The sequence below is a fragment of the Brevundimonas sp. genome (assembly GCF_036963785.1).
GTDB lineage: Bacteria > Pseudomonadota > Alphaproteobacteria > Caulobacterales > Caulobacteraceae > Brevundimonas.
The window spans coordinates 24,513-49,923 of sequence record NZ_JBALUS010000006.1 but is presented as its reverse complement, the minus strand read 5'-3'; the positions used below and the strand labels follow the sequence as shown (position 1 = coordinate 49,923).

Annotated in this window: 28 protein-coding genes; 18 read left to right on the top strand and 10 right to left on the bottom strand. The window is 67.8% G+C overall.

Annotated features, from left to right (window positions below; translation table 11 throughout):
* Window positions 1-94: 94 nt before the first annotated feature.
* The 3 genes from V7672_RS12925 to V7672_RS12915 are packed head-to-tail and all read right to left on the bottom strand — an operon-like array spanning window position 95 to window position 3,250.
* Window positions 95-898, bottom strand: a complete 804-nt coding sequence (locus V7672_RS12925; protein ID WP_335625004.1) for a TrmH family RNA methyltransferase — start codon at window positions 896-898, stop codon at window positions 95-97.
* Window positions 895-1,791, bottom strand: coding sequence for a class I SAM-dependent methyltransferase (locus tag V7672_RS12920; RefSeq protein ID WP_335625003.1), 897 nt, complete (start codon window positions 1,789-1,791; stop codon window positions 895-897). Before V7672_RS12920 ends, V7672_RS12925 begins: the two co-directional genes overlap by 4 nt.
* Window positions 1,763-3,250, bottom strand: coding sequence for a glycosyltransferase family 2 protein (locus V7672_RS12915; protein ID WP_335625002.1), 1,488 nt, complete (start codon window positions 3,248-3,250; stop codon window positions 1,763-1,765). Before V7672_RS12915 ends, V7672_RS12920 begins: the two co-directional genes overlap by 29 nt.
* Window positions 3,251-3,377: 127 nt before the next feature.
* Between V7672_RS12915 and V7672_RS12910 the strand changes: the two genes are divergently transcribed.
* The 4 genes from V7672_RS12910 to V7672_RS12895 are packed head-to-tail and all read left to right on the top strand — an operon-like array spanning window position 3,378 to window position 6,572.
* Entirely contained in the window at window positions 3,378-4,004 is a 627-nt protein-coding gene (locus V7672_RS12910) for a TetR/AcrR family transcriptional regulator (RefSeq protein WP_335625001.1), read from the top strand.
* Window positions 4,001-4,825, top strand: a complete 825-nt coding sequence (locus V7672_RS12905) for an ABC transporter substrate-binding protein (RefSeq protein ID WP_335625000.1) — start codon at window positions 4,001-4,003, stop codon at window positions 4,823-4,825. Before V7672_RS12910 ends, V7672_RS12905 begins: the two co-directional genes overlap by 4 nt.
* Window positions 4,822-5,808 carry a FecCD family ABC transporter permease gene (locus V7672_RS12900; RefSeq protein ID WP_335624999.1) on the top strand — a complete coding sequence of 329 codons (987 nt, stop codon included), beginning with the start codon at window positions 4,822-4,824 and terminating at the stop codon, window positions 5,806-5,808. The genes V7672_RS12905 and V7672_RS12900 overlap by 4 nt, the downstream gene beginning before the upstream one ends.
* A 2-nt stretch (window positions 5,809-5,810) precedes the next feature.
* Window positions 5,811-6,572, top strand: a complete 762-nt coding sequence (locus V7672_RS12895) for an ABC transporter ATP-binding protein (RefSeq protein ID WP_335624998.1) — start codon at window positions 5,811-5,813, stop codon at window positions 6,570-6,572.
* Here the strand turns inward: V7672_RS12895 and V7672_RS12890 are convergent.
* Window positions 6,569-8,644 carry a lytic transglycosylase domain-containing protein gene (locus V7672_RS12890; RefSeq protein ID WP_335624997.1) on the bottom strand — a complete coding sequence of 692 codons (2,076 nt, stop codon included), beginning with the start codon at window positions 8,642-8,644 and terminating at the stop codon, window positions 6,569-6,571. The two genes, V7672_RS12895 and V7672_RS12890, sit on opposite strands and share 4 nt — an antisense overlap.
* 105 nt (window positions 8,645-8,749) lie before the next feature.
* Here V7672_RS12890 and dapA point away from each other — a divergent pair, with 105 nt between their 5' ends.
* Window positions 8,750-9,634 (top strand): 4-hydroxy-tetrahydrodipicolinate synthase, encoded by an 885-nt coding sequence (gene dapA / locus V7672_RS12885; protein WP_335624996.1) that lies wholly within the window; start codon window positions 8,750-8,752, stop codon window positions 9,632-9,634.
* Window positions 9,634-10,137 (top strand): SsrA-binding protein SmpB, encoded by a 504-nt coding sequence (gene smpB / locus V7672_RS12880; RefSeq protein ID WP_322260354.1) that lies wholly within the window; start codon window positions 9,634-9,636, stop codon window positions 10,135-10,137. The genes dapA and smpB overlap by 1 nt, the downstream gene beginning before the upstream one ends.
* 19 nt (window positions 10,138-10,156) lie before the next feature.
* Here smpB and V7672_RS12875 read toward each other — a convergent pair whose 3' ends face one another.
* From V7672_RS12875 to V7672_RS12865, 3 genes are all read right to left on the bottom strand, one after another.
* Window positions 10,157-10,345 (bottom strand): hypothetical protein, encoded by a 189-nt coding sequence (locus tag V7672_RS12875; protein ID WP_335624995.1) that lies wholly within the window; start codon window positions 10,343-10,345, stop codon window positions 10,157-10,159.
* Window positions 10,346-10,472: 127 nt separating this feature from the next.
* Window positions 10,473-11,120, bottom strand: coding sequence for a uracil-DNA glycosylase (locus V7672_RS12870; RefSeq protein ID WP_335624994.1), 648 nt, complete (start codon window positions 11,118-11,120; stop codon window positions 10,473-10,475).
* The gene (locus tag V7672_RS12865) at window positions 11,117-11,665 is read right to left on the bottom strand and encodes a LabA-like NYN domain-containing protein (protein WP_335624993.1); all 549 of its coding nucleotides are present in this window, start codon (window positions 11,663-11,665) and stop codon (window positions 11,117-11,119) included. Before V7672_RS12865 ends, V7672_RS12870 begins: the two co-directional genes overlap by 4 nt.
* 51 nt (window positions 11,666-11,716) lie before the next feature.
* On the opposite strand from V7672_RS12865, the gene folK reads away from it, so the two are divergent.
* The 12 genes from folK to V7672_RS12805 all read left to right on the top strand — a co-directional run bounded on the left by folK (window position 11,717) and on the right by V7672_RS12805 (window position 22,220).
* Window positions 11,717-12,223, top strand: coding sequence for a 2-amino-4-hydroxy-6-hydroxymethyldihydropteridine diphosphokinase (folK, locus tag V7672_RS12860; protein ID WP_335624992.1), 507 nt, complete (start codon window positions 11,717-11,719; stop codon window positions 12,221-12,223).
* A 98-nt stretch (window positions 12,224-12,321) separates the two neighbouring features.
* Window positions 12,322-12,720: a hypothetical protein gene (locus tag V7672_RS12855; protein ID WP_335624991.1), complete on the top strand. Its 399-nt coding sequence runs from the start codon at window positions 12,322-12,324 to the stop codon at window positions 12,718-12,720.
* Window positions 12,721-12,834: 114 nt separating this feature from the next.
* A complete protein-coding gene (gene rpoZ / locus V7672_RS12850) occupies window positions 12,835-13,194 on the top strand; it encodes a DNA-directed RNA polymerase subunit omega (protein WP_123286978.1) in 360 nt (119 codons plus the stop codon).
* A 155-nt stretch (window positions 13,195-13,349) separates the two neighbouring features.
* Window positions 13,350-15,479, top strand: coding sequence for a RelA/SpoT family protein (locus tag V7672_RS12845; protein WP_335625081.1), 2,130 nt, complete (start codon window positions 13,350-13,352; stop codon window positions 15,477-15,479).
* A complete protein-coding gene (locus V7672_RS12840; RefSeq protein ID WP_335624990.1) occupies window positions 15,479-16,237 on the top strand; it encodes a TIGR00730 family Rossman fold protein in 759 nt (252 codons plus the stop codon). The genes V7672_RS12845 and V7672_RS12840 overlap by 1 nt, the downstream gene beginning before the upstream one ends.
* Before the next feature lie 51 nt (window positions 16,238-16,288).
* Entirely contained in the window at window positions 16,289-16,876 is a 588-nt protein-coding gene (gene pyrE / locus V7672_RS12835; protein WP_335624989.1) for an orotate phosphoribosyltransferase, read from the top strand.
* Window positions 16,877-16,879: 3 nt separating this feature from the next.
* On the top strand, window positions 16,880-17,620 hold the full coding sequence (locus V7672_RS12830; RefSeq protein WP_335624988.1) for a pyridoxine 5'-phosphate synthase: 741 nt from the start codon (window positions 16,880-16,882) through the stop codon (window positions 17,618-17,620).
* Window positions 17,617-18,018, top strand: coding sequence for a holo-ACP synthase (acpS, locus tag V7672_RS12825; protein ID WP_226634433.1), 402 nt, complete (start codon window positions 17,617-17,619; stop codon window positions 18,016-18,018). Before V7672_RS12830 ends, acpS begins: the two co-directional genes overlap by 4 nt.
* Before the next feature lie 510 nt (window positions 18,019-18,528).
* A complete protein-coding gene (gene lepB, locus V7672_RS12820; RefSeq protein ID WP_335625080.1) occupies window positions 18,529-19,308 on the top strand; it encodes a signal peptidase I in 780 nt (259 codons plus the stop codon).
* Window positions 19,309-19,311: 3 nt separating this feature from the next.
* A complete protein-coding gene (rnc, locus tag V7672_RS12815; RefSeq protein ID WP_335624987.1) occupies window positions 19,312-20,028 on the top strand; it encodes a ribonuclease III in 717 nt (238 codons plus the stop codon).
* Entirely contained in the window at window positions 20,025-20,996 is a 972-nt protein-coding gene (era, locus tag V7672_RS12810) for a GTPase Era (protein ID WP_335624986.1), read from the top strand. The genes rnc and era overlap by 4 nt, the downstream gene beginning before the upstream one ends.
* Window positions 20,997-21,002: 6 nt before the next feature.
* Window positions 21,003-22,220 carry a serine hydrolase domain-containing protein gene (locus tag V7672_RS12805; protein ID WP_335624985.1) on the top strand — a complete coding sequence of 406 codons (1,218 nt, stop codon included), beginning with the start codon at window positions 21,003-21,005 and terminating at the stop codon, window positions 22,218-22,220.
* Here V7672_RS12805 and rsmA read toward each other — a convergent pair whose 3' ends face one another.
* The 3 genes from rsmA to V7672_RS12790 are packed head-to-tail and all read right to left on the bottom strand — an operon-like array spanning window position 22,221 to window position 25,344.
* Window positions 22,221-23,033 (bottom strand): 16S rRNA (adenine(1518)-N(6)/adenine(1519)-N(6))-dimethyltransferase RsmA, encoded by an 813-nt coding sequence (rsmA, locus tag V7672_RS12800; protein ID WP_335624984.1) that lies wholly within the window; start codon window positions 23,031-23,033, stop codon window positions 22,221-22,223.
* Window positions 23,030-24,025: a 4-hydroxythreonine-4-phosphate dehydrogenase PdxA gene (pdxA, locus tag V7672_RS12795; RefSeq protein ID WP_335624983.1), complete on the bottom strand. Its 996-nt coding sequence runs from the start codon at window positions 24,023-24,025 to the stop codon at window positions 23,030-23,032. Before pdxA ends, rsmA begins: the two co-directional genes overlap by 4 nt.
* Entirely contained in the window at window positions 24,025-25,344 is a 1,320-nt protein-coding gene (locus V7672_RS12790; protein WP_335624982.1) for a peptidylprolyl isomerase, read from the bottom strand. Before V7672_RS12790 ends, pdxA begins: the two co-directional genes overlap by 1 nt.
* Window positions 25,345-25,411 lie beyond the last annotated feature (67 nt).

The window sequence follows — 25,411 nt, the reverse complement described above, 5'->3', positions numbered from 1 at the left end:
GGCGCAATCCGCGCTCTGGACAGGTTGCCTGTGGCTTCACACCCGACAAGGAAGCCCGCATCGCCCAGATGTTGATGTGCCGCGACGTCGACGGCTAGGCGCCTGCGTCCTCCGTCGCGGCATAGGCCATGATGCCGGTGGCGACGGCGAGGTTGAGGCTGTCGGCGCGGCCGCGCATCGGGATTTTGACATTGACGTCGCAGGCTGCGGCGAGGGAGTCGGTCAGGCCGGCCTGTTCATTGCCCATCAGCACCAGATTGGGCCGGGTGAAGTGAGCCGATCCCGGGGCCTCGGTGGCGTCCAGCCGGGTGCCGATGACACTGCCGGGCCAGGACTTGCGCCACTCAAGGAAGGCCTCGGGCGTGGTCCGGGTGAGGGTCACGGCAAACACGGACCCCATGGTGGCCCGCACGGCCTCGACCGAATAGGGGTCGACGCAGTCCCCGATCAGGATGACGCCGCCACAACCGGCCGCGTCGGCCGTGCGGATGATGGTGCCGAGATTGCCGGGGTCGCGCACCTGTTCCAGAGCGATCCAGGCCGGGGCCGAGGTCGGGTCAATGTCATCCAGCGCCGTATAGACCTGATCGAAAACGGCCAGCACCGTCTGGGGGTTATCGCGGCGGCTGATCTTTTCCAGAATGGGGTGGGTGACGACCACGATCTCGCCCCCGGCAGCCTCGGTCGCGGCGCGGGCGCGGTCGAGCAGGGCGTGGGGCCGCGCCTCCATGCCCACCATCAGCAGGCGGGGCGTGCGTCCCATATCAAGAGCTTCGCCGATGAACTTCAGACCTTCCGACAGGAACTGGCCGGTGAATTCCCGCTCCTTGCGCATGTGCAGGGCGCGCACCGATTTGACGGTGTCATTGGTCAGGGAGGTGATCAGGCGTTCGGTCATGTCGCGGACCACCGGGAAAAGAAGCTGAGGCCGATGGCGCGGCCGTTCTCGCCGCTTTCGGCCAGCGCCAGCTCGCCCCAGTCGATGCGGCCAGCGCGTCCGGCGGTCGCCTGATCCATCAGATGGGCCAGCGACAGGCCCGAGATGCGCGCGGCATAGGCGTTGAGCAGCAGGAAGTCGGCCTGGGGCTCCAGAATGGCGGCGCAGTCGGCCAGCAGGCCGGGCAGGTCCTCGAACAGGCGCCAGACCTCGCCGGTCGGGCCGCGTCCGTATTTCGGCGGATCAAGGATGATGCCGTCGTAGAGCGAGCCGCGCTTGCGCTCGCGGGCGACATAGCGGCGGGCGTCCTCGACGATCCAGCGGATCGGCCGGTCGGCAAGGCCGGACAGTTCGGCATTCTCGCGCGCCCAGGCGACCGACTTCTTCGAGGCATCGACGTGGGTGACCTCGGCGCCTGCGGCTGAACAGACCAGCGAGGCGACACCCGTATAGCCGAACAGGTTCAGGATGCGGGTCGGGCGCTTGCGGGCGCGGATCCGCTGGTCCAGCCATTCCCAGTTGGCGGCCTGCTCCGGAAAGAAGGCGAGGTGGCGAAAGGGGGTGAAGCGGGCGGTAAACCGCGTCTCGCCCCAGCCCAGCGGAAAGGCATCGACCGACTTTCCGGCAAAGCGCCAGCGGCCGTCGTCATCCTCGTCCTGTGGATCGAAGACGGCATCGGCCCGGTCGAAGGCCGAGGCATTGCGCGGCTCCCACACACACTGGGGCTCGGGCCGAACGACGGTGTAGCGGCCATAGCGTTCCAGCTTGCGGCCATGTCCGGAGTCGAGCAGGGCATAGTCCGCCCAGTCGCGCGTCATCAGGACATCAGGGTGTGGGGACAGTCTCGAGGCCATGGGGGCTGGTTAAGCGCACCGGCGGCCCTGCGTCCAGCGGCGCGGCGTGGGATTCGGGCGGCAGGTCTGGCTCGGGATCGGGCCGATGGCGCGTCTTGTCCCAGGCGAAGGGCTCGGTCACCAGTCGCCAGGCGGCGTGGGCAAAGGCGAGGCTGAGCAGCGACCAGTAGGCCGGGGCCTGGAGCATGTCCCCCAGTCGATAGGGAACGCCCGCCCGGCTGGCCCCGATGAGGGCCGAGACCCAGGCCATGCCGGCGCCCAGCAGCAGCACGCCCAGTGCCGGGATCGGGGTCGACGGGGTGATGCCCGCGACTGCTGCCACCAGGACGGAGGTCGCAACCCAGGCGACCGAGGGTGCGTGCACCGCCGCCGAGGCCAGCGACACCCCAAGTGTCATGATCAGCGCCAGCAGGCCGCGCGGGCCCAACGACAGGGGCTGGCGCGTATGCACGCCCCAGGTCTGCATGAACCCTTTCATCCATCTGTTTCTTTGGGGCAGCCAGGCGTGGAGGCCACCGGGTGGGGTCTCCCATGTCGGTCGGGTCAGGACGCCCAGCCGATAGCCGGATCGCCACAGACGGAAGCCAAGGTCTGCATCCTCGGTGACATTCCAGGCGTCCCAGCCGCCCACCTGCTTCAGCACATCGACGCGGAAGTGGTTGCTGGTGCCGCCCAGCGGGAAGGGCAGGCCCAGCCGCGTCATGCCGGGCAGGACCACCTCGAAAAGAGCGGCATATTCGACGGCGAACTGCCGGTCGAGGAAGGGCGAGGCGTCCGGGCTGTGGGCACGGCGGCGAATGCGCAGCGGCGCCTGAAGACAGGCGAGAGTGCCGGTCGCATCGTGGTCAAAGCGGGCCGCGGCCTCGCGCAGTTGCAGCGGGTCCGGGTCGTCTTCGGCATCATAGACGGTGATGAGGCGGCCGGTGGCCCGGGCCAGGGCATGGTTCAGGGCGCGCGGCTTGGTGCGCGGCTCACCCGGCGGGACGATCAGGATCGACAGCCAGTCGGGGCGGTTGGCGGCATAGGCGGCCTCGATCGTCTCGTGGTCATGCGCCTCAAGGGCCAGGAACCCTTCCAGCCGGTCAGCGGGATAGTCGAGCGCCGCCAGATTGTCGATCAGCTGGGGCAGGACCTCGGCCTCGTCATGCAGGGCAGCGACCACCGTGTAGCGGGGCAGGGGGCCGGTCCCGAGTTCGGGAGCGCGGGGGCGTGCCGAGGCGAGGATCAGGGCCAGTCGCCAGAGGGCACAGGCGAGGAAGAGTGCCGGGACCGTAACGGACAGGACGGCTTGCATGCCGGCGCCGTCCATCCAGACCCAAACCGCCATCCCGGTCGAACCGGCAAGCAAGGCGAGCGCCTGCCCTCCCGTCAGGGAGCGGCGCACGGCGCTGAGGGCGCGGGGCGGACCCGGAACCACGCCCGGACGGTCCAGCCGCTCGTCGGTTGCATGGGCGTCCATTCTCCCTCCCGGTATACGGGTTAGCCATCCTGATCCGTCTGGACAAGCCGAAGGGGGCGCCGGACCCCGAACTGGCGCCCGACGGCAAGAGTCAGTATGGCTGGCCGCAACCGCATGGAGGACAGGCTTGCCTGCGACAGCCCCCCGTTCAAAGTCCCGGCGCAAACCCAAGGGCGAGGGGCATTTCCGGCGCGAGGAAATCCTTTCCGCCGCCGAGGGCATCTTTGTCGATCACGGCTATGAGGGCGCGACGATCCGCAAGATCGCCGATGCCGTCGGCCTGTCTTCGACGGCCCTCTACATGCATTTCCCCGACAAGGCCGCGATCCTGCACGAGATCTGCAAGGAGGCGTTCCAGGCCCTGACGCGGGCCCAGGACGTGATCATGGAGGCCGACCTGCCGCCCGAGCAGCGTCTCAGGCGGCTGATAGAATCCTACATCGCCTTCGGCTTTGATAATCCCAATGCCTATCGCCTGATCTATCTGACGCGCCCCCAAGAGGCCGAGGGAGCAAAGTCCGCGGCCCAAGAGGTGGGCATCGGCCTGTTCCGGGCGTTTGAGACGGTGGTGCATGAGGTCGATGCCGCCGGGCGGCTGAAGGTCCCGCCGCGCACCGCAGCCCAGGTGATCTGGGCCGGGGGGCACGGCGTCGTGTCGCTGCTGATCACCAAGCCCTATTTCGACTGGGTCGAGCGGGAGGCGCTGGTCAAGGCGATGCTGGATACCGTGTTCGACGGCCTGATCCGAGCGTGACACGGGCGGTCGCGTCGGTCATTGCGACGGTCCTGCTGCTGGCGGGCTGCGGGTCATCGTTCGGCGAGCCCGAGGGAGACGCCCTGCGGGTCCTGTCGCTGGATCAGTGCGCGGACCAGTATGTGCTGGCGCTGGGCGAGGGGCATGATCTGGCCCTGTCGCCGCGCGCGGACGATCCGGATTCCTGGCTGCGGACCGAAGCCGCAGGGCACCGGATGCTGCGGCCGACGCTGGAGTCGCTGGTCGCATATGCCCCCGATGTGGTCGTGCGGTACTGGGGCGGAGATGCCCGCCTGCTGGCCCAACTGGAGCGGCAGGGGGTGAGGGTGGTGACGATCACCGATGCCGCTGATTTCGCCTCGGTCGAGCAGAGTATCGCCGAGGTGGCGCAGGCTCTGGATCGTCGGGCCGAGGGGCAGGCCCTGATCGGCCGGATGCGGACGACGCTGAACGACGGGGCGCCGCCGGAAGGGGCGCGGCCCGTCACCGCCCTCTATCTGACCGCCGGCGGGTTCACGAGTGGCTCGGGCACCCTGATCGACGCCAGTCTGGAGGCTGCGGGGCTTGAGAACGCCGCCGGGCATGCCGGCTTTGGCGCGGTGCGGGTCGAGCAGCTGGCCATGGAGCCGCCAGAGCGGTTCGCCCTCGGCTTCTATGATCAGACGCGCGCCGACCGGAGGGGTCCAGGGCGGCACCCGTTGGTGAAGCGCCTGGTCGAGGATCGCCCGACTGTCCGACTTCCGGCCGCCATGCTGACCTGTCCGGCCTGGTTCATGGCCGAGGCCGTGCCCGCGCTGGCCGAGCTGCGAGACGCTCGATGACGGTGGCACGGATCAATTTGATGCTGGCATTGGCGCTGGCGGTCGCCCTGATCGCGGCGTTGATGCTGGGCGAGGTCGGGCTGAGCCTAGCGCAATATGCGCAGGCCTTCAGCGAACCCGCGTCAGGGCCGGGGCTGATCCTGTGGCAGGTGAGAGCTCCACGCGCGGTCTGTGCTGTGGTCGTGGGGGCGGCGCTGGGTCTGTCGGGGGCGTTGATGCAGGGGCTGTTGCGCAATCCTCTGGCCGAGCCGGGGGTGCTCGGGGTGTCGGCCACGGCCAGCCTCGGCGGCGGGCTGGTGCTGGTCGCGGGGGCGGGCATGGTCACCGGTGCGGTCGAGCTGGCCGCCATGGCGGGCGCCGGCATCGGGGCGGCGGCGCTGGTCGCCTTTGCGGCGCGCATCCGGGCGCCGGAAGCCCTGATCCTGTTCGGGGTGGCCCTGTCCAGTTTTGCCGGGGCCGCGACGGCGCTGATCTTTAACCTGTCGCCCTCGCCGGTTGCGACGGCCGAGGTGATGGCCTGGCTGCTGGGGTCGGTGCAGAACCGGGGGTGGGGCGATGTGCTGTGGGTTTCGGCCGCGCTGGTGCCCGCCGCCGCCCTCGCGAGGCTGAGCGCGCCGGGTCTGAAGGCCCTGTCGCTGGGCGACGAGACCGCGCGGACCCTGGGACTGCCGCTGGACCGGTTGCGGCTGCTGGCCCTGATCGCCGCCAGTCTGGCCGCAGGGGCCGCCGTGGCTGCTGCGGGCGTGATCGGCTTTGTCGGTCTGGTGGCGCCCCATCTGGTGCGCGCCTCGGTGCGCGCCGACCCGGGCAGGGTCCTGCTGCCGTCGGCGCTGGCCGGCGGGCTGATCCTGGTCGTCGCAGACCTGATGACCCGTATCACTCCGACGGATCAGGAGCTGAAGCTGGGGGTGTTCACAGCCCTTGTCGGTGCGCCGCTGTTCGCCCTGATCGCCTGGCGCGCCGCCCGCGCATGGAGGGTCTGAGCATGGCCGCGACACCCCGGCTGACGATCGAGGGGCTTGACCTGTCGCGCGGCAAGCGGACCGTCGTACGCGACGTCAGCCTGTCGGTGGGCCCCGGTGAACTGATCGCACTGGTGGGGCCGAACGGGGCCGGCAAGACCAGTCTGATTCAGGCGGTCTGCGGCCTTCTGAAGCCGGATGCAGGACAGGTCCGGCTGGACGGCGCGGACCTTTCGATCCTCAGCCCCCGGGGCCGGGCCGGGGCGCTGGCCTATCTGCCGCAGGACGGCACCGTGGCCTGGAACCTCCCGGCGATCGAGGTCGTGGCGCTGGGTGCCGGATTCCTGCAGTCCGACGGGGCCCGGGGCCGTGCGATGGCGGCACTTGAGGAGGTCGAGGCCGGGGCGCTGGCGGATCGGGGTGTGGCTGAACTGTCGGGGGGCGAGCGGGCGCGGGTGCTGCTGGCGCGGGTACTCGCGTCGGACGCCGGACTGATCCTCGCGGACGAACCGGTCGCCGGTCTCGATCCGGAGGGGCAGTTGCTGGTTCTGGAACGGCTGAAGGCGCGGGCCGGTGCGGGCCAGACCGTTGTGGCCAGTCTGCACGACCTGTCGCTGGCGGCGCGCTTTGCCGACCGGGTGATCGTCATGGATCAGGGCAAGATCCGCGCCGACGGCCCGACCGCGCAGGCGCTGGACCCCTCCGTCCTGCGTGACGTGTTCGGCCTTGCCGGTCGCTGGCTGGACAGCGAGGACGGCCCCGTCCTGACCCTGACGCGCCTCTAGTTGGCGAGCGACAGATAGGGCGTCGGGCCGGAGCCACCGCGCGCCAGATCGGCCGACAGGGTGAGCTCGCCGGTGCCGTCGCCCAGTCGCGCCTTGTAGATCTGCATATTTTCCATGACCCGCATCATATAGTTGCGCGTCTCGGTGAACGGCGTGCACTCGATGAAGTCGACAGGGTCGACTACGCCCCCGCGCGGGTCGCCGCAGCGGGCGATCCACTGGGGCGGGCGGGCCGGTCCGGCGTTGTAGCCTACGGCCGCCAGGATCATGGACCCGCCATTGGCCACCATCAGCTCGCCGAGGTGATAGCTGCCCAGCGTCATATTGTAGTCCGGGTCCCACAGGCGGTCGGCGGAATAGGGCATGTCCAGACGACGGGCCACACCCGAGGCGGTGGACGGCAGGAACTGCATCATGCCGCGCGCTCCGGCACTCGACACCACCAACGGGTCATAGCTGGATTCCTGACGCGTGATGGCCAGGGTGAAGGGCAGGGGGGCAGCCCCTGCAACCTCGGGCGGGATGCGGATCGGGTATTGGCGCACGGGCATCAGCCAGCCGCGCTGGCTGGCGGCGCGCCCGACCATCATCGAGCCGAACCGGTCGCCAAAGCCGAGCACCATGTCCATCAGCTGCGCGACGTCGGTGGCGGCCGGCAAGGTATCGTCGAGATGATAGGCGAAGGCCCGGAGCAGGCCCATCTCTCCGGCTTCACCCGACATGCGGGCGGCCTGAACCACTTCATTGCTTTCATAGGCCGCGCGGGCCTCGGGCGTGATCTCCGGGTCGGCGGGCAGGGTGATCCGCGTCTGGCCCGCCTTTTCGGCGGCGAGCTGGCCGTAGAAGGACTGGATGTGGATCGCGCCGGCGCCATAGTAGCCTCGGGCGGCGCCCATATCGCCCTGGGCCTCGGCGGCGCGGCCCAGCCAGTACAGTGCCCGGCCCTGGGTGATCGGGGTCTCGGACATCTGGCGCAGGGATTCGAAATGGCGCGCGGCCCGGGCGGGATCGTTCAGCTTCACCAGGGCGACCCAGCCGGCAAAGAACTCGGCATCGACCATGCGCTCGCCGCCGGGGAAGCCATGACCGGCCATGGAATCGTAGGCGGCCTGCCAGTTGCGGACCTCCAGCGCGTCGAGGAAATAGTTGCGGCGCTCGCTCCACAGCGTGTTCTGGCCGTCGGAGTGGGTCGGCGCGGCGGGCAGACCGGCCAGCAGGCCGAAACCCTCGGCCTCGCGGCCCTGCGAGCGCAGGATGCGAACCCGCTCGAGCACCACGGCCGGGTGACCTGCCTGGGCCGGGGTCAGGCCGGCCACGATGGCGTCAGGGGCATAGGCGGTGCGAAGCGCCAGCACAGCCTCGGCGATCGTGCGTTGTTCGGGGCTGACCCGATCGATGATGGCGCGCGTGGCAGGACCATGCGGTCCCAGCAGCAGCATGTTCAGACGCGCCTCATCGTCCGCAGGCGCGATCCAGTTCGGCCAGATCGACAGGATGCGGCTCTGGGCGTCGAATTCGAACGACTGGTTCCGCCACCAGTCGCGGATGATGGGGCGGGCCTCGTCCGCTCGGCCCGAGGCCTCGAGCGCGAGGGCCAGGCCGATGGCGCCGTCGATGGTCATCGGCGGGTGGCCGTCGAAGAAGGCGAGGACCGCCGCCGGGCTGGCCGAGCTGCGGCCAATGGCGCGTTCGCCGGCCATGACGCGGCTTTCGGCGCGGGGCCAGTCGGCAAAGGTGACCCGGGCGCGGGCCAGTTCCTCGAAACTCATCAGATCGGCCGAGGTGTCGACGAGGGCCCAGTCGACCAGCTTGCGGGCGGTGGCGTTGTCGATCCCGGCGGCAAGGCTGCGGGCGCGGTCGATGTCGCGGGCCCGGGCGGCTTCCAGCGCCTGGTTGAGCAGGCGGGCCTCGGCCTCGTTCAGCAGGCGGACGGTGGCGCCGTATGGCACTTCCTGCGCGTTTGCGTCCGACTTCGACGACGAGAACCAGTTCACCGATGTCAGGTTCGACACCAGCACCTCGGGCGCAGGGGCACTGAGGGCCAGGATCGTGGCCAGGATCGATGTCAGCATGGTTTGTCCTAACCCCATCATCTCGGTTGCGGCAGCACGAGGCGCCCCTTACGTTCGAAATCTTCCGCAGACTCGCTAAAGCCCACCCGAAGGACCATCGTTCCCATGACCGGCCCGACTTTCAAGGGCGTGATCACCGCCTTGATCACACCTCTTCGTGACGGAAAGGTGGACGATGCCGCCTTGACCGCCCTGGTCGAGCGCCAGATCGCGGCCGGCGTGCACGGCGTGGTGCCCATGGGCACGACCGGCGAAAGCGCGACCCTGACTGCAGACGAGCACGCCCATGTGGTCGAGTCCGTGGTTTCGACCGTGGCCGGGCGCATCCGCGTGATCGCGGGCGCAGGCTCGTCCTCGACCGATGTCGCCATCGACAAGGTGCGCCATGCCAAGACGGTCGGTGCCGACGGGGCGCTGGTGGTCACGCCCTATTACAACCGGCCCTCACAGGAAGGCCTGGCCCTGCATTTCGAGGCGATCGCCGAGGCGGTGCAGCTGCCGGTGCTGCTCTACAATGTGCCCGGGCGCACCGGCGTCGATATGTCGAATGACACGGTGGCGCGGCTGGCCAGGCATCCGAACATCGTCGGTATCAAGGACGCTACGGCGGATCTGGCCCGCGCCAGCTGGATGCGCACCCATGTCGAGGGACGGTTTGACCTGATCTCCGGGGATGACCCGACCTTCCTCGGCTATCTGGCCCATGGGGGTCACGGGGTGATTTCGGTGACGTCGAACGTCGCGCCCGAAGCGATGGTGGCGCTCTATGACGCGGTTCAGGCCGGGGACCTGGAAAGCGCCCGCCTGTGGCAGGATCGGCTGATCGACCTGCACAAGGCCCTGTTCCTCGACAATTCTCCGGCGCCGACCAAATACGCCCTGTCGCAACTGGGCCTGTGCAGCGACGAGGTGCGGCTGCCGCTGGCGCCGACAGCGGATGGGGTCAAACCCGTCCTCGACCGCGCCATGAAGGCCGCGGGCGTTCAGTAATGGCCCAAGCCCCCGCCCAAAGGCGTCCGCAGTCGGACAAGAAGAAGTATGAGCCGAAGGTGATCGCCGAAAACCGGCGCGCGCGTTTCGACTATTTTCTGGACGCGCCGGTCGAGGCCGGCATCATGCTGGTCGGCACTGAAATCAAGGCGCTGCGGGCCGGGCGCGCCAATATCGCCGAAAGCTATGCCGCCATAGAGGGGCGCGAGATCGTGCTGATCAATGCCGACATCCCGCCCTATGCCCAGGCCAACAGGTTCAATCATGAGCCGCGCCGTCCGCGGAAACTGCTGCTGCATCGACGGCAGATCGACCGCATGATCGGGGCGGTTCAGAAGGACGGCCAGACGCTGATCCCGCTCAAGCTCTATCTGAACGAATCGGGCAAGGCGAAGGTCGAGCTGGCGCTGGCCAAGGGCAAGAAGCTGCACGACAAGCGCGAGACCTCGGCCAAACGCGACTGGCAGCGCGACAAGGCGCGCCTGCTGCGCGACAAGGGCTGATACCAGGCCCTGGCCTGCTCTAGCTCAGCGGCTGCGCCTCGATGGCGCCCACGAGCTGGGTCTGGCCCATCCGCTCATAGAGGCCCAGCGACGGGCCCTGGGCCCAGTCCCAGGCAAAGCCGGCAGCCGACAAGGCTACAGCCGCGACAACGGCCCAAAGAGCGGCCTTACGCTCGCCGCGCGAAAAGAAGTGAGTGTTCGTACGCATGACAGCCTCCTGTGGGCCGAAACGCGGGCTCTCGCGGAGATGTTCCCGCAAAAAACAGTGTACACCTGAAAGGCGAAAAGCCTGTGTCCGGGCCGCCACATTCGCCCGTCAGGCGAACAGCGTTCGATCACATTTCGATGAGCGCGCGGGCCCGTTCGAAAATCTCCCGGAACATCAGGGGCGTGAGGCGCCCCGTGTTCGTGTTCAGACGCGAGCAGTGATAGCTGTTCAGCAGGACGTAGGGGCCGACCCGGGCCTCTGACCCGTGGCCCGGCGCCATGGCTGAGGCGGGCTTCCCCAGCGCCTTCAGCACATTGCGGCGCGAGACGTCGCCGAGCGTCACGATCACCTTCAGCTGCGGCAGGGCCTGAAGGCGGGCGGTCAGAAAGGGCCGGCAGGTCGCTTCCTCGGCGGGCAGGGGCTTGTTGCCGGGCGGAGCGCAGCGCACCGCATTGGTGATCATGCAGTCGACCAGCTGCAGCCCGTCATCAGGCCGGGCATCATAGGTGCCGCGGGCAAAGCCGGTCTCGATCAAGGTCTGGTACAGCAGCCAGCCGGCGTGATCGCCGGTGAAGGGCCGGCCCGTGCGGTTGGCGCCGGTGCGACCGGGAGCGAGGCCCGCCACCAGCAGCCGCGCCTGCGGATCCCCGAACGAGGGGGCCGCGCCGTTGAACCAGTCCGGTTCGCGCCGGGCGTTTTCGGCGCGGTAGCCGACCAGCCGCGGGCACAGCGGACAGTCGGCGGGCGGCTCGGCAACCGGGGCAGGCGACGTCATGCGTCTTCGCGAACCGCGCGGGGGCGACCGTACAGGGTCTTGAGGTCGGCCAATTCGACAAAGTCATCGGCCTGACGGCGCAGTTCGTCGGCGATGTGGGGCGGCTGGGTCTTGAGCGTCGACACCACCGACACCCGGCAGCCCTGGGACTGAACCGCCTGCACCAGCCGGCGGAAATCGCCGTCGCCGGAGAACAGCACGGCGTGGTCCAGACGCGGGGCCATCTGCATCATGTCGACGGCGATCTCGACATCCATATTGCCCTTCATGCGGACATGGCCTGAGGCGTCGGTAAAGCGCCGAACCGGCTTGGTCACGGTTGAGAAGCCGTTGTAGCCCAGCCAGTCGACCAGCGGTCGCACGGGGGAGAATTCCTCCCCCTCGACCACGGCGGTGTAGTAGTAGGCGCGAACGAAGCGCGACCGTTCGCGCACATCGTCCAGCATGGCCTTGAAGTCGAGATCGAAATTCAGCGACCGGGCCGCTGCGTGAAGATTCGAGCCGTCGATGAACAGCGCAAGGCGTTCGTCGGGATAGAGGTGCATCGTCGATGTCCCTTGAAATATGAAGGGCCGAAGGACGACCCCGGAGAGAATATGAGCACACCTGTCATCATCGCTCTGGGCAGCAATGACAAGGGCCCATGGCTTGATATAGGTGCCTTGCTGAATGCCGCCGTTCACGATCTGGAGAGCGCGGGACTGGGCGACGTCCGCCGCTCGCGCTGGTGGCGGTCGGCCGCCTGGCCCGACCCCACGGATCCGCCATTTCTCAATGGCGTGGTGCAGGGGGCGTGGGACGGCACGGCGGCGGAGCTGATGACGACGCTGTCCGGCATTGAGGCGCGCTTTGGCCGCGAGCGGTCCGTGAAGAATGCTCCCCGGACCCTCGACCTCGACCTGATCGATTTCGGGGGTCAGGTGCAGGATTCGCCCGATCTGACCCTGCCGCATCCCCGTGCCGCCGAGCGCCTGTTCGTCATGGGGCCCCTGGCCGAGCTCGACCCTGACTGGCGCCATCCCGTGCTTGATCGAACGGCTACGGATCTTGCTGCCTCGGCCGGGGTCGGTCGCGACGCCACAGTCATGCCCGTGGCCGGATAATCCGACCGTCAGATCGGCCCGACAATTTCGATTGCCGCGCGCCACAGCAAAGCTAATGTGCTCCCGAGGGAGGCGGCGGCAGGCCGCGGGGGGACATCATGATCATCTGGTCGGGGTGGGGCATTCTGGTGCTCGTTTTTGCTGTCGTCGGGCTGTTGATCGGCATTCCGCTGAGTTCCGCGATCACGTCGGATCCGGACATGGGGATGGCCATTTCGATCATCTGCGCCGGGCTGACGATGGGGCTGGGCTCCTTCCTGTTCGCGCGCCAGATGGAAAAGGGCACCGGTCGGGTGTTCATCGACGAACAGACGGGCCAGCGCGTCGTCATGGGGCGCAGTGCCGGGTCGCTGTTCTTCGTGCCGGTGCGATACTGGGCCTATGCGGGGCCGGTGCTGGCCATCGTTTTCGCTGCCCTTCTGATGATGAACCCGTCCGGAAGCGAGGCGGCGCCGACCGTCGCCGACGCTGCGCCGGCGGCTTCGTCCACGATGTAGGGCGGACCTCCCGGCCTTCACACAGGCGCCATGCCTCATTCCTGCCGATGTGGCGTTGCACAATGGGCGGGAAGTCTCTATTTTGTCTGGTTCTCCCAGAGTTCGAGGAAATTCATGGCTCGCGTCACTGTCGAAGACTGCATCCAAAGGGTGCCGAACCGTTTTGGTCTGGTCCTGCTGGCCGGTCACCGCGCCCGCAATATCGCCAAGGGCGAGGCGCTGACCATTGATCGCGACAATGACAAGAACCCGGTCGTCGCCCTGCGCGAACTGGCCGATGACACCGTGTCGCCCGATGAGCTGAGCGAGAACCTGATCACCACCCTGCAACGGGTCGATGAGCGCACCGAGGCCGAGGATGAGGCCGAGACGCGCGCCCTGCTGGCCGAGCCCCAGCACATGAACATGGCCGAGGCCGAACTGATCCGCGCGCTGCAAAGCGACCGTGACGGCGGCCAGGAGGAGCGCTACTGACAGCGGAACCGAACACAGTTGTTCCACTCCGCCCGAAGCGGTCCCGTACCGCACCGGTAGCCAAACTTGCCGATACTGAAACGCCTTCGCCTGTGGACCCCGAGCGGCCACGGGTCGAGCGCGTGCGCGTGCTGCGCCAGTTCGAACTGGTGGAGATGGTCAAGGCCTATGACCCGTCTGCGGACGAGGCGCTGATCAACAAGGCCTATGTCTATGCGATGAAGATGCACGGCTCGCAGCTGCGGGCCTCGGGCGATCCCTATTTCGCCCATCCGATCCAGGTCGCGGGCATTCTGACCGACTACAAGCTCGACACCGCGACCATCGTCACCGCCCTGCTGCACGATGTGGTCGAGGACACCTCGGCCACGCGCGACGACATCGCCGCCCTGTTCGGCGAGGAGGTGGCGGAGCTGGTCGAGGGCGTGACCAAGCTCAGCCGCCTTGAGCTCCAGGCCGAGCACACCCGCCAGGCCGAGAACCTGCGGAAATTCATCCTCGCCATCTCGCGTGACGTCCGGGTGCTGCTGGTCAAGCTGGCCGACCGGCTGCACAACATGCGCACCCTGCAGTACGTCAAGCCGGAGAAGCGCGAGCGCATCAGCCGCGAGACGCTGGAAGTCTATGCCCCGCTGGGCCGGTCGATCGGTATCCACTCGATCGCCCTGGAGCTCGAGGAACTGGCGTTCGAGCACCTGAACCCGATCGCCCACACGGCGATCAAGCGCCGCCTGGAAGCCCTCAAGCAGGAGCAGGGCACCGCCTTGGAAGACGTCGCCCAGGAGGTCCAGGACCTGCTGTTGGCCAAGGGGGTCGAGGCCGAGGTCATCGGCCGGCAGAAGACCCCCTATTCCATCTGGCGCAAGCTGCAGCGCAAGTCGGTCGGCTTTTCGACCCTGTCGGACATCTATGCCTTTCGGGTGATCGTCGACAGCGAGGACGACTGCTATCGCGCGCTCGGCGTGATCCACCGCGCCTGGCCCATGGTGCCGGACCGGTTCAAGGACTTCATCTCGACGCCCAAGTCGAACAATTATCGTTCGATCCACACGACCCTTGTCGGCCGGGGCGGCGTGCGCATCGAAACCCAGATCCGGACGCGCGACATGGACCGGATCGCCGAGGACGGCGTGGCCGCACACTGGCGCTACAAGAACAAGTCCTATGGCTTTGACCGCGAAGCCATGGAGCGCTCGGGCGGTCGCGACCCGCTGGAGAACCTGCGCCGGCTGGTCCAGATCATCGAGACGGGCGAGGGCGGTGACGACTGGGTCGAACATGCCAAGCTGGAGATGTTCCTCGACCAGGTGTTCGTCTTCACGCCCAAGGGGCAGCTGATCACCCTGCCGCGGGGCGCCATGCCGCTCGATTTCGCCTTTGCCGTCCATACCGAGGTCGGCGAAACGGCCGTCGGCGTGAAGATCAATGGCGAGCTGAAGCCGATGCGGACCCAGCTCAACAATGGCGACGTCGTCGAGATCATCCGCGGGGCCAAGCGCGAGGTCCCCGTCGACTGGCGCTCGTTGACGGTCACGGGACGCGCACGGTCGTCGATCCGCCGCACGATTCGCAGTTCCGAGCGCGAGGAGTTCCACAAACTGGGACGCACCACGCTGGAACAGACCCTGTCCCGCGCGGGCAAGAAGCTGAGCGATGTGGCGCTGGCTCCGGTGCTGGAGACCCTGTCGATCGAGTCCGAGGAGGCCCTGTTCGAGGCCATCGGCCGGGGCCAGGTGCAGGCGACCAAGGTCGTCGAGATGCTGTTCCCGGCACTCAAGGGCCAGGTCAAGGTCGCCCACGACCGGCGGCGCATCGAGGAGAGCGAGGCCCAGCTGTATGTTCGCGGCAGCGGCCTGACCCCGGGCATCAGCATCCATTTCGGCCACTGCTGTTCGCCCCTGCCGGGCGACCGCATCGTCGGTATCCTTGAGCCCGGACAGGGGCTGACGGTGCACACTATCGACTGCGGCCGGCTGGTCGAATTCAGCGATGACGACAGCCTGTGGCAGGACCTGCAGTGGACGCCGCGCGCCGAGATGAATGCCACGGCGGCGTCGCGCCTCAAGGCCACGATCCGCAATGCGCCGGGCGTCCTGGGGCAGGTCGCGACGCAGATCGGCGAGGCAGGTGGCAACATCCTCAATCTGGTCATGACCCACCGGCAGCAGGACTTTTTCGATGTCGAGATCGACGTCGAGGTCCGCGACGCCCGCCACGCCACGACGCTGATGGCGGCCCTGCGCGCCAATGCCTTTGTCGACTCCGTCGAGCGGGTGCGCGGCTGATGGCGGATAGCCCGCCCGACAACACAGCCCAGATGGCCTCGCCGTCCTATCGCCTGCCGGCGCTCGATCAGGACTTCCTGCTCGGCGACTCCATGCGTGGCGTCCGCTTCCTGCTGGAATACGCCAAGGCCGAGGAGGCGCTCCGCGCCTGGGGCGTGCGTTCGACCATCGTCGTATTCGGCAGTGCGCGGGTGAAGCCGGGAGAGCCCTGGTACGAAACCGCGCGCGCGTTCGGTCGGCTGGCCTCTGAACGGGGAGGGGCCCTGGACGGCGAGGTCGGGGAACTGCGCAACAATGTCATCGCCACGGGCGGTGGCCCGGGCATCATGGAGGCGGCCAACCGCGGCGCCATGGACGTCGGCGCCCCCTCGGTCGGCTTCAACATCACCCTGCCGCATGAGCAGGAGCCCAACGCCTGGTCGACGCCCGAGCTGACGTTCCGCTTCCACTATTTCGCCATGCGCAAGATGCATCTGGCCATGCGGGCCAATGCGCTTGTGGTCTTCCCCGGCGGATTCGGGACCTTTGACGAGCTGTTCGAGCTGCTGACCCTGCGCCAGACCGACAAGGCACCGCCCATCCCCATCGTTCTGGTGGATCGGGCCTACTGGACCTCAGTCCTCAACTTCGAGGCGATGGTCGAGCACGGCGTGATTGCCAAAACCGACCTCGACCTGATGGGCTTTGCCGGTGACGCCGAGGGCATCTGGAGCGAACTGCTGGCCCGCGGCCTGAAACCGCACCAGAACCTGGAATAAGGCCTCGCTTCGGTCTTTCCTCCGGCGGCCCGAGGGGTCTAGAAACGGCGCATGAACACCGAAGATGTCCTGAACGAATTTCGTGATGCCGGAGCGCTGCGCGAGGGGCATTTCGTGCTGTCCTCCGGCCTGCACAGCCCGGTCTTCCTGCAGAAGAATCTGGTGTTCATGGACACCGCCCGCTGCGAGCGGCTGTGCAAGGCCTTGGCCGACAAGATCACGGCCACGGTCGGGCCGGTCGATGTGGCCATTTCGCCGGCGGTGGGCGGGATCATCCCCGGCTATGAGACCGCGCGGCATCTCAAGGTCCGCTCCCTCTATGTCGAGCGCGAGGGGGGCGAGTTCAAACTGCGGCGGGGGTTCTCGGTCGAGCCGGGCGAGCGCGTCGTCATGGTCGAGGACATCGTCACGACCGGCCTGTCCTCGCGCGAATGCATTGCGGCGATCCGCAAGGCGGGGGGCGAGGTCGTGGCAGCGGCCTGTATCGTCGATCGCTCGGGGGGCAAGGCCGATGTCGGCGTGCCCTTGATCGCGCTGGCGACCCTGGATGTGCCCGCGTACCCGGCCGACGCCCTGCCGCCCGAGCTGGCGGCGCTGCCGGTCGAGGACCCCGGCAGCCGCAGACTGGCAAAAGGATAGATCATGGCCGAGCGGGTGCGTCTGGGCGTCAATATCGACCATGTGGCCACGGTGCGGAACGCCCGCGGCGGCCTGCACCCTGACCCGGTCCGCGCGGCTGAACAGGCCCTCGCCGCAGGGGCCGACGGGATCACCGCCCACCTCCGCGAGGACCGCCGCCACATCACCGACCCGGATATCGAGGCGCTGAGTGCCCTGTGTGCCCGGGCCGGGCGGCCGCTGAATTTCGAGATGGCCCTGACGCAGGAGATGATGGACATCGCCTTGCGCCACCGGCCCCACGCCGTCTGCATCGTGCCGGAACGGCGCGAGGAGGTGACGACCGAGGGCGGGCTGAACGTGCAGGCCCACATCGGGCCGCTGTTCTTTGCCGTCCAGCAGTTGAAGGAGGCGGGCATTCGCGTCTCCCTGTTCATCGACCCATCGAAGCAGCAGGTGATGGCCGCGACCGGCGTCGGCGCCCAGGTGGTCGAGTTTCACACCGGTCAGTACTGCCACGCCGAAGGCGACGCCCGTCGCCAGGCCTTCGACAAGCTTTCGGCTGCAGTCGCGATGGCCCATCAAGTCGGGCTGGAGGTCCATGCCGGCCACGGGCTGGACTATGACACGGCGGCCGAGGTCGCGACCCTCACCGAGATCCGTGAACTCAACATCGGCCATTTCCTGATCGGCGAGGCGATCTTCATCGGTCTGGATGAGGCCATCGCCCGGATGCGATCCGCCATCGACAGCGCCGCCCGATGATCGTCGGTGTAGGCGCCGACCTGTGTGACATCCGCCGGATTCAGACCTCGCTGGACCGGTTCGGAGAGCGCTTCAAGAACCGCTGCTTCACCGAGCTGGAGCGCACCCGCTCGGATCGCAAGCCCGACCCCGCCTGGAGCTATGCCAAGCGGTTCGCGGCCAAGGAGGCCTGCGCCAAGGCGCTGGGCACCGGGATGCGGGCCGATGTCTACTGGCGCGACATGGGGGTGGTGAATCTGCCCAGTGGGCGGCCGACGCTGAAATTGACGGGCCATGCGGCCGAGCACCTGGCGCGACTGACACCGTCCGGCCACACTCCGAATATCCATTTGACGCTCAGTGATGAGCATCCCTATGCGCTCGCCTTCGTGGTGATCGAAGTCTTGCCCGTCACATAATCAGGCTATAGGCCTTTCACGCCTGTGCGCGGCACACCGGGGGTTTCTGCCATGACTGAAGAAAACAAGACGACCGAGACGGACGATCACGCGACGCCCGACGCGACGCCCACGCCCGAACCCGTCGAGTCGGACACGGCTCGCACGGATACGCACGCGGCCGATCCGGCTGAAGGCGCGCCCGCGACCCCCGAAGCGGACGCCCCGGCTTCAGAAGCCGAAGAGCCCGTGGCGCATGCCGAGCCCGAGGCCGCCCCCGAGGTGACGCCGGACGCCGAGCCGGTCATCGTGCCGGAAGAGGCTGCCGAGCCTGCAACTGCCGCAGAGCCCGCGCCCGCGCGCGAACCTGATCACGCTCCCGAGCCCGAGCCCGAGCCGGTCCCGGCCGAAGCCATCACCCCGCCGCCCGAGCCGATCGCCGCTGCAGCGGCCCTCGCGGCGGCGTCATCGGGCGCCGATCCGGAGCCCGCGAAGCGCCCGGTCTGGAGCGACGAGGGCGACGCGCACGACGTGGATGACGACGACGACGGCGGAGACGATTCCGACGGCGGCAAGGGCGACAAGAACGAATGGCTCGAGATCATCAAGACCGTCGCCATTGCCCTGTTCATCGCCATTCTGCTGCGGATCTTCCTGTTCCAGCCCTTCACCATCCCGTCGGCCTCGATGGAGCCGAACCTGTACGAGGGCGACTACATCGTCGTCTCGAAGTGGAGCTATGGCTATTCGAAGCACGCCATCCCCTACAGCCCGCCGCTGTTTGAGGGGCGCATCATGGACAATGCGCCGAAGCGCGGGGACATCGCCGTCTTCAAGCTGCCCAGCGACAACAAGACCGACTACATCAAGCGCGTGATCGGGGTGCCCGGCGACCGGGTGCAGATGATCAACAACCTCCTGCACATCAACGGCGAGCCGGTCGAGAACGTCGTCGTCACCGGCGAACAGGTGGCCGACATGTTCAACGGCCAGACGGTCACCACCCTGCGTGAGACCCTTCCGGACGGCCGCAGCTACCAGATCCAGGACTTTGGCCCGAACTACAGCCTCGATAACACCCCGGTGTTCGAGGTGCCCGAGGGCTATTACTTCATGATGGGTGACAACCGCGACAACTCGATCGACAGCCGCGAGCAGTCGGCCATGGGCGTGGGTCTGGTCCCGGCCGAGAACCTGATCGGCAAGGCCGAGATGATCCTGTTCTCGTGGCATGAAGGCGCCTCGTTGTTCAATCCGATCAGCTGGTTCAGCAAGGTTCGCCTGGACCGCTTCTTCACCGTTCTGAACTAGGGGATGGCGGATCGGCGGAGTGAGGCCGTCCGGGCGCTGGCCCGGACACTGGGATACGAGTTCCGCGATCCGTCCCTGCTGGAGCGTGCCCTGACCCACCCCAGTGTGGGAGAGGGGGCGGTCCATGATGCCGTTGGGCGCCCCATTCTGGATAACCAGAGGCTGGAGTTCTTCGGCGACCGGGTCTTGGGCCTGCTTGTGGCCGAGCGGCTGATGCGCGACTTCCCCCTGGCAGACGAGGGCGAGATGTCCTCGCGTCTGCACGGCCTGGTCGACAAGGCCGCCTGTGCGCGGGTGGGCGAGGCCGCCGGCGTGGGGCCGGCCCTGCGCATGTCCCCCGGCGAGAGCAAACAGGGCGGGCGGCGTCGCGATGGTATTCTGGCCGACGCCATGGAGGCCATTCTGGCGGCGATCTATTTCGACGGCGGACTGGATGCAGCCCGTACGGCATTCGACCACCTGTGGCGCCACGAGCTTGAAAACCCGTCCTCGCGCAGCCTCAGCAATCCGAAATCCGCCCTCCAGGAATGGTCGCTGAAGGTCGGGCGGGGGCTCCCCGCCTATCGGATCATCGAGCGAACCGGCAGCGATCACGCCCCGACATTCCGCGTCGAAGTGACGATCAGTGGCACGGATGCCTTGACCGCGACCGGTCGTTCGCGTCAGGAGGCGGAGAAAGCGGCCGCCCTGGCCCTGATGAAGCGTGAAGGCGTGATTTGACCTCAGATACCCCCGGGACTGACATTCCTCTGGCCGGCACACGCGCGGGCTTCGTCGCCGTTATCGGCGCGCCCAACGCCGGCAAGTCGACGCTGGTCAACCGGCTGACGGGCTCCAAGGTCTCGATCGTCACCCAGAAGGTGCAGACCACGCGCTTTCCCGTGCGCGGCATCGTCATGGACGGCCAGACCCAGATGGTGCTGGTCGACACCCCCGGCATCTTCAACCCGCGCCGCCGGCTGGACCGCGCCATGGTCGCTTCGGCCTGGGAAGGGGCCGAGGAAGCCGACGCCGTCGTGCATCTGGTCGATACCTCGGCCCAGATGGCCATCGGGGAGGGCAAGGGCTCGCCAGCGGACCGCCGGTCGGTCGAGGATGTCGAGACCATCATCCAGGCCCTCAAGGGCCGCGACAGCAAGGCCATCCTGGCACTCAACAAGATCGACGGCCTGAAACGCGAGTCCATGCTGGCCGTGATGACCGAGCTGTTCAACACCGGGGTCTACAGCGACGTCTTCCTGATTTCGGCGGCGACCGGCGACGGGGTGCTGGACCTCAAGACCCATCTCTCCGGTCTGATGCCCGAAAGTCCCTGGCTTTATCCCGAGGACCAGAGCGCGGACCTGCCGCTGCGGGTTTTGGCGGCCGAGATCACGCGCGAAAAGGTGTTCCTGCGGGTGCACGAGGAACTGCCCTATTCGGCGGCGGTCGAAACCACGGCCTTCGAGGAACGCGACGATGGCTCCGTCCGGATCGAGCAGACCATCTATGTCGAGCGCGAGAGCCAGCGCCCCATCGTGCTGGGCCGGTCGGGCCAGACCCTGAAATGGATCGGCCAGAAGTCGCGCGAGGAGCTGACCCTGCTGATGGACCGGCCGGTCCACCTGTTCCTGACGGTCAAGGTCGATCCGAAATGGCAGGACTCACGCGCTCTTTATGCCCAGTTCGGCCTGACGTTCGATATCTAGGGTCGGATGAGACCCTTACCGATTCTCGCCGGGCTCGCGGCCCTGGCTGTTCTGATTGCGTCCGTATGGGCGGTGACGGTGCGAACCCACGCCGGTCAGGACGCAGCGGAAGCTGCGTCCGGCCCTGTCGTCCCGGCCCGCCCTCCGGTCGTGGTGGTCGAGGACCTGCCCCGGCTGAAGGCCTCGCTCGACGATCTGTCGGCCCGGGGCCGGTTCACGGGTGCGGTGCTGGTGGCGCGCGGCGACCAGGTGCTGTTCCGACAAGTCTATGGCATGGCGGATCGCGAAGCCGGGCGCCCGTTCGAACTGGACACCCCGCTGCGGCTGGCCTCGGTCAGCAAGATGTTCACCGCCGCCGCCATCCTGCGCCTGCAGGACGAGGACGTGCTGAACGTCGACGATCCGGTCTGCGACTGGATTGCTGACTGCCCGGCGGCCTGGGCCGACATCCGCATCGGCCATCTGATCTCGCACCAGTCGGGAATCCCTGACCTGATGGCCCGGCCCGGCTGGGGAACCCGGCGCGTCACGCCGGCCACACTGGATGAGCTGACCCGCGACAGCGCCCTCTATAACCTGCAGTTCGAACCGGGCACGGACCTGCGCTACAACAACGCCGGGTTCAACCTGGCCGCCGCCGTGGTCGAGGCCGCGACGGGCGTTCCCTTCCAGACCTATCTGGAGCAGACCTTCTTCGAGCCCTTGGGCATGACGCGCACGGGCTATGACGCCGTACCGGATCTGGCCATGGGCTATGCCCATTTCCCTGCCGGGATCACGCCCCAGCCCGAGGCCAATGTCAGCATCATCCCGGGCGCGGGCGCTCTGTCCTCCACGGTCGACGACCTGCTGGCCTGGACCTGGGCCCTGCATCGCGGGGGACTGCTCAGTCCCTCGGCCCACGCGGCCTTGATCGCCGATCACGCGCCCGCCGATACCCCCGACGAGCGCCGGGGCGGTCCGCGTCGCCAGTGGGGCTATGGCCTGTTCAGCCGCTCGCTGGGGCATCAGGTCGAGCCGGCGTTCGACGACCGCCAGATCTATCACACCGGCAGCTGGTCCGGTTTCCGCAACATGGTGGTCTGGCAGCCTGACGCCGAGATCGTCGTGATCGTGCTGTCGAACAACTATCACCGGCGGGAGGAGGTTTTCCTGATCAGCCAGCAGGCCGTCGCCGAGGCGCTGGGACGGCCTTTCCCGCAGCGCATGGTCCCGCGCAATTGATCAGGTGAGGGCGTCGGCCAGCCGCAGGAAGCCCGCCACGTCGATGGTCTCGGCCCGCGCATCCGGCTCGATGCCCGCCGCCTCGCACAGGGCCGCCCCGCCCAGAGGCTTGAGGCTGGAACGCAGCATCTTGCGGCGCTGGCCGAAGGCGGCAGCGGTCACGCGCTCAAGCTTGCGGATGCGGGCTTCGGCCAGTCGCTCGGCATGGGGCACCAGATGCACCACCGCCGAGGCCACCTTGGGTGGCGGGGTGAAGGCGGCGGCCGGCAGGGACATGACCATCCGCGCCTCGCACAGGGCCTGACAGATAACCGCGAGCCGGCCATAGGCGTCCTCGCCCGGCTGGGCCACGACGCGCTGGGCAACTTCCTTCTGGAACATCAGCGTCATGGAGGCGGGCGTCCACGGCCCGGTCAGCCACTTGATCAGCAGGGCCGTGCCGACGTTGTAGGGCAGGTTCGACACCAGGTGCGTCGGCCCGTCGACCAGGGTGCGCTCATCCACCTTCAGGGCGTCGCCCTCGACCAACTGCAGGCGACCGCTGCCGTCGTCCAGCTCGCCCAGCAACGGCAGGAAGCGGGCGTCCTTCTCGATGGCGATCACCCGGTCGGCGTCGCTCTCGATGAGGGCGCGCGTCAGGCCGCCGGGGCCGGGACCGACCTCGATCACGGCGTCACCCGCAAACGGTCCGGCCAGCCGGGCGATCTTGCGCGTGACGTTCAGGTCCAGCAGGAAATGCTGGCCGAAGCTTTTCTTCGCCATCAGCCCGTGGGCGTCCAGCGACTGACGGAGGGACGGCAGATCGGTGGTCATGCGGCGGCGGCCCTGCGGTCGGCCATGGTGCGGGCCAGATAGAGGGCGGCAATCAGGCTGTCGGGGCGGGCGATCCCGCGCCCGGCGATGTCGAAGCCGGTGCCGTGGTCGGGCGAGGTGCGCACGACCGGCAGGCCCAGGCTGACGTTCACCCCGCCCCAGAAGTCGAGCGTCTTGACCGGGATCAACGCCTGATCGTGATACAGGCACAGGACGGCGTCATAGGTGGTGCGCGCCGCGTCGTGGAACAGGGTATCGGCGGGGCGGGGGTCGCTGATGTCGATCCCCTCGGCCCTGAGCGCGGCCGCGGCGGGGATCAGGACCTCCTGTTCCTCAAGGCCGATGGAACCGCCTTCGCCCGCATGCGGGTTCAGCCCGGCCAGCGCCAGACGGGGACGGGCGATGCCGAAATCACGGATCAGGGCCTCATAAACGACGCGGGCCACGCGGCTGACCCGCTCGGCCGTGACCAACTCGGGAACCTGCGACAGCGGTGTGTGGATGGTCACCAGACAGGCGCGAAGGTCTTTCGCGGTCAGCATCATCACCGGACCGCGCGTCTGGCTCCACGGGGCACCGGCGGTCAGATCGGCGATGAACTCGGTGTGTCCCGGAAAACGAAACCCGGCCTGATAGAGCGGCGCCTTGGCAATCGGGGCCGTCACCATGCCCGCGATTGCGCCGTCGAGACACAGTCGTACCGCCGTCTCGATCCAGCCGGTGATGGCCGCGGCATGCGCCGGATCGGCCCGACCAGGCGTCACCAGCGTGTTGAGGGGCTGATCCAGAACCGGCACGGCGCGGTCGAAGACAGCGGCGGCCGACTCAGGGTCCGTGATGACCTCGACCGGGGCATGGGCGGCCATAAGTCGGGCGTCACCGACCACAACGAACGGTGAGGGGCGAGCCTTCCAGGCGGCGGCGATGATCTCGGGGCCCACGCCGGCCGGTTCGCCCATGGTCAGGGCAAGCGGCGGCACAGGCCGGGTCATCACTTCATCTCGATCAGGGCGTCGGCGCGCAGGTCGCGCATATAGCGGCGGCCCAGCATGGACAGATTGGCGCGCAGGAGCTGCGATTCGACATCGCGATAGGTCGGCAGTTCCGCCGATCCCACGCGGCGACCACAAACGCCGACCAGGTGCAGACCCAGCGGCGTGCGGATCGGCTCGCTGACGTCACCCACCTCGGCATCGCGGGCGAAGGGCTGGAACTGCGGTGCAAGGTTCAGCACATCGCTTTCGCCGAGGTTGGAGCCCAGCAGGCCCGGCTCGGAAGCGGCGCGCGCGACCATGGTCTGGCAGGTCAACTGGGGGCGAATGGCCATCAGGCGCTGGGCGGCGGCCTCGACTTCCGCGTCGCTCGCGGCTTCGGGGAGCGCGACCATGATCTGGCTGAGCTCGACGAGGCTGGAGGCCGACCCCTCACGCTTGTCGCGCATGTAGATGATGTAGACTCCGCCCTCGACGACGATGGGGTTGGACAGCTGGCCGATGTCCAGATTGTCGAACGCCTGCTGCAGGGCGGGAGCCACCGTGCCCTCGACCACCCATCCGGCATCGCCGCCGCGAACGGCCGTCGGCGCCGCCGAGAACTGCTGGGCCACGGCCTGGAAGGGCGCACCCTGGATCATCTGCTGGATCAGCTGCTGGCCGCCGGTGATGGCAGCCTGCATGCCGCCGACGCGGTTGGCGTCGATATAGATCTCGCCGATCAAATACTGCTTCTTGGAGGCGGCTTCCTCGTATTTGCGCAGGTTCTGCTCGACCTGGCTGCGGCTGACGCGGGCGCGGGCGGCAAAACGGCCGCCGACCAGCTCACGCCAGCCGATGGCGGTACGGATCTGCTCGCGGATGGTGCGCGGATGGATGCCGGCCGAGGCCAGGGCCTGCATATACTGCTCAGGGGTCATGCCGGCCTGTTGGGCCATGGCGGCGATCTCACCATCGACCTCTTCATCGCTGATGATCAGGGTCGGAAATTTCGCGATCTCCTCGGACTGGAGATGCTCCTCGATCAGCATGTCCAGGGCTTCGCTCTGGATCTGGGCGATGTTCTCCGCCGTCGGCTGGACCTCGCTCATGACGATAATCAGCAGCATGCGCTGGCGCAGGTCATAGCCGGTGATGATGCGGTCATTGACCGTGGCGACGATGCCGTCCCGGATCTCGAACTGGGGTTCGCCGACCGTGCGCGGCTGGCCCGGACGGTTGGCCGTCGGGTCCAGGGTGCCTGCCGAAGTCGGAGCAGTCTGGGCGAGGGCCGGACTGGCCATGGCCAGAAGCGCCGCAACCGCGATCACTGTACGCATGAAACGCATGGTTCGTTCTTAGTCCTCATAACGGTTCGGCGCAGGAGCCCCGTATCCACTCAGCCCC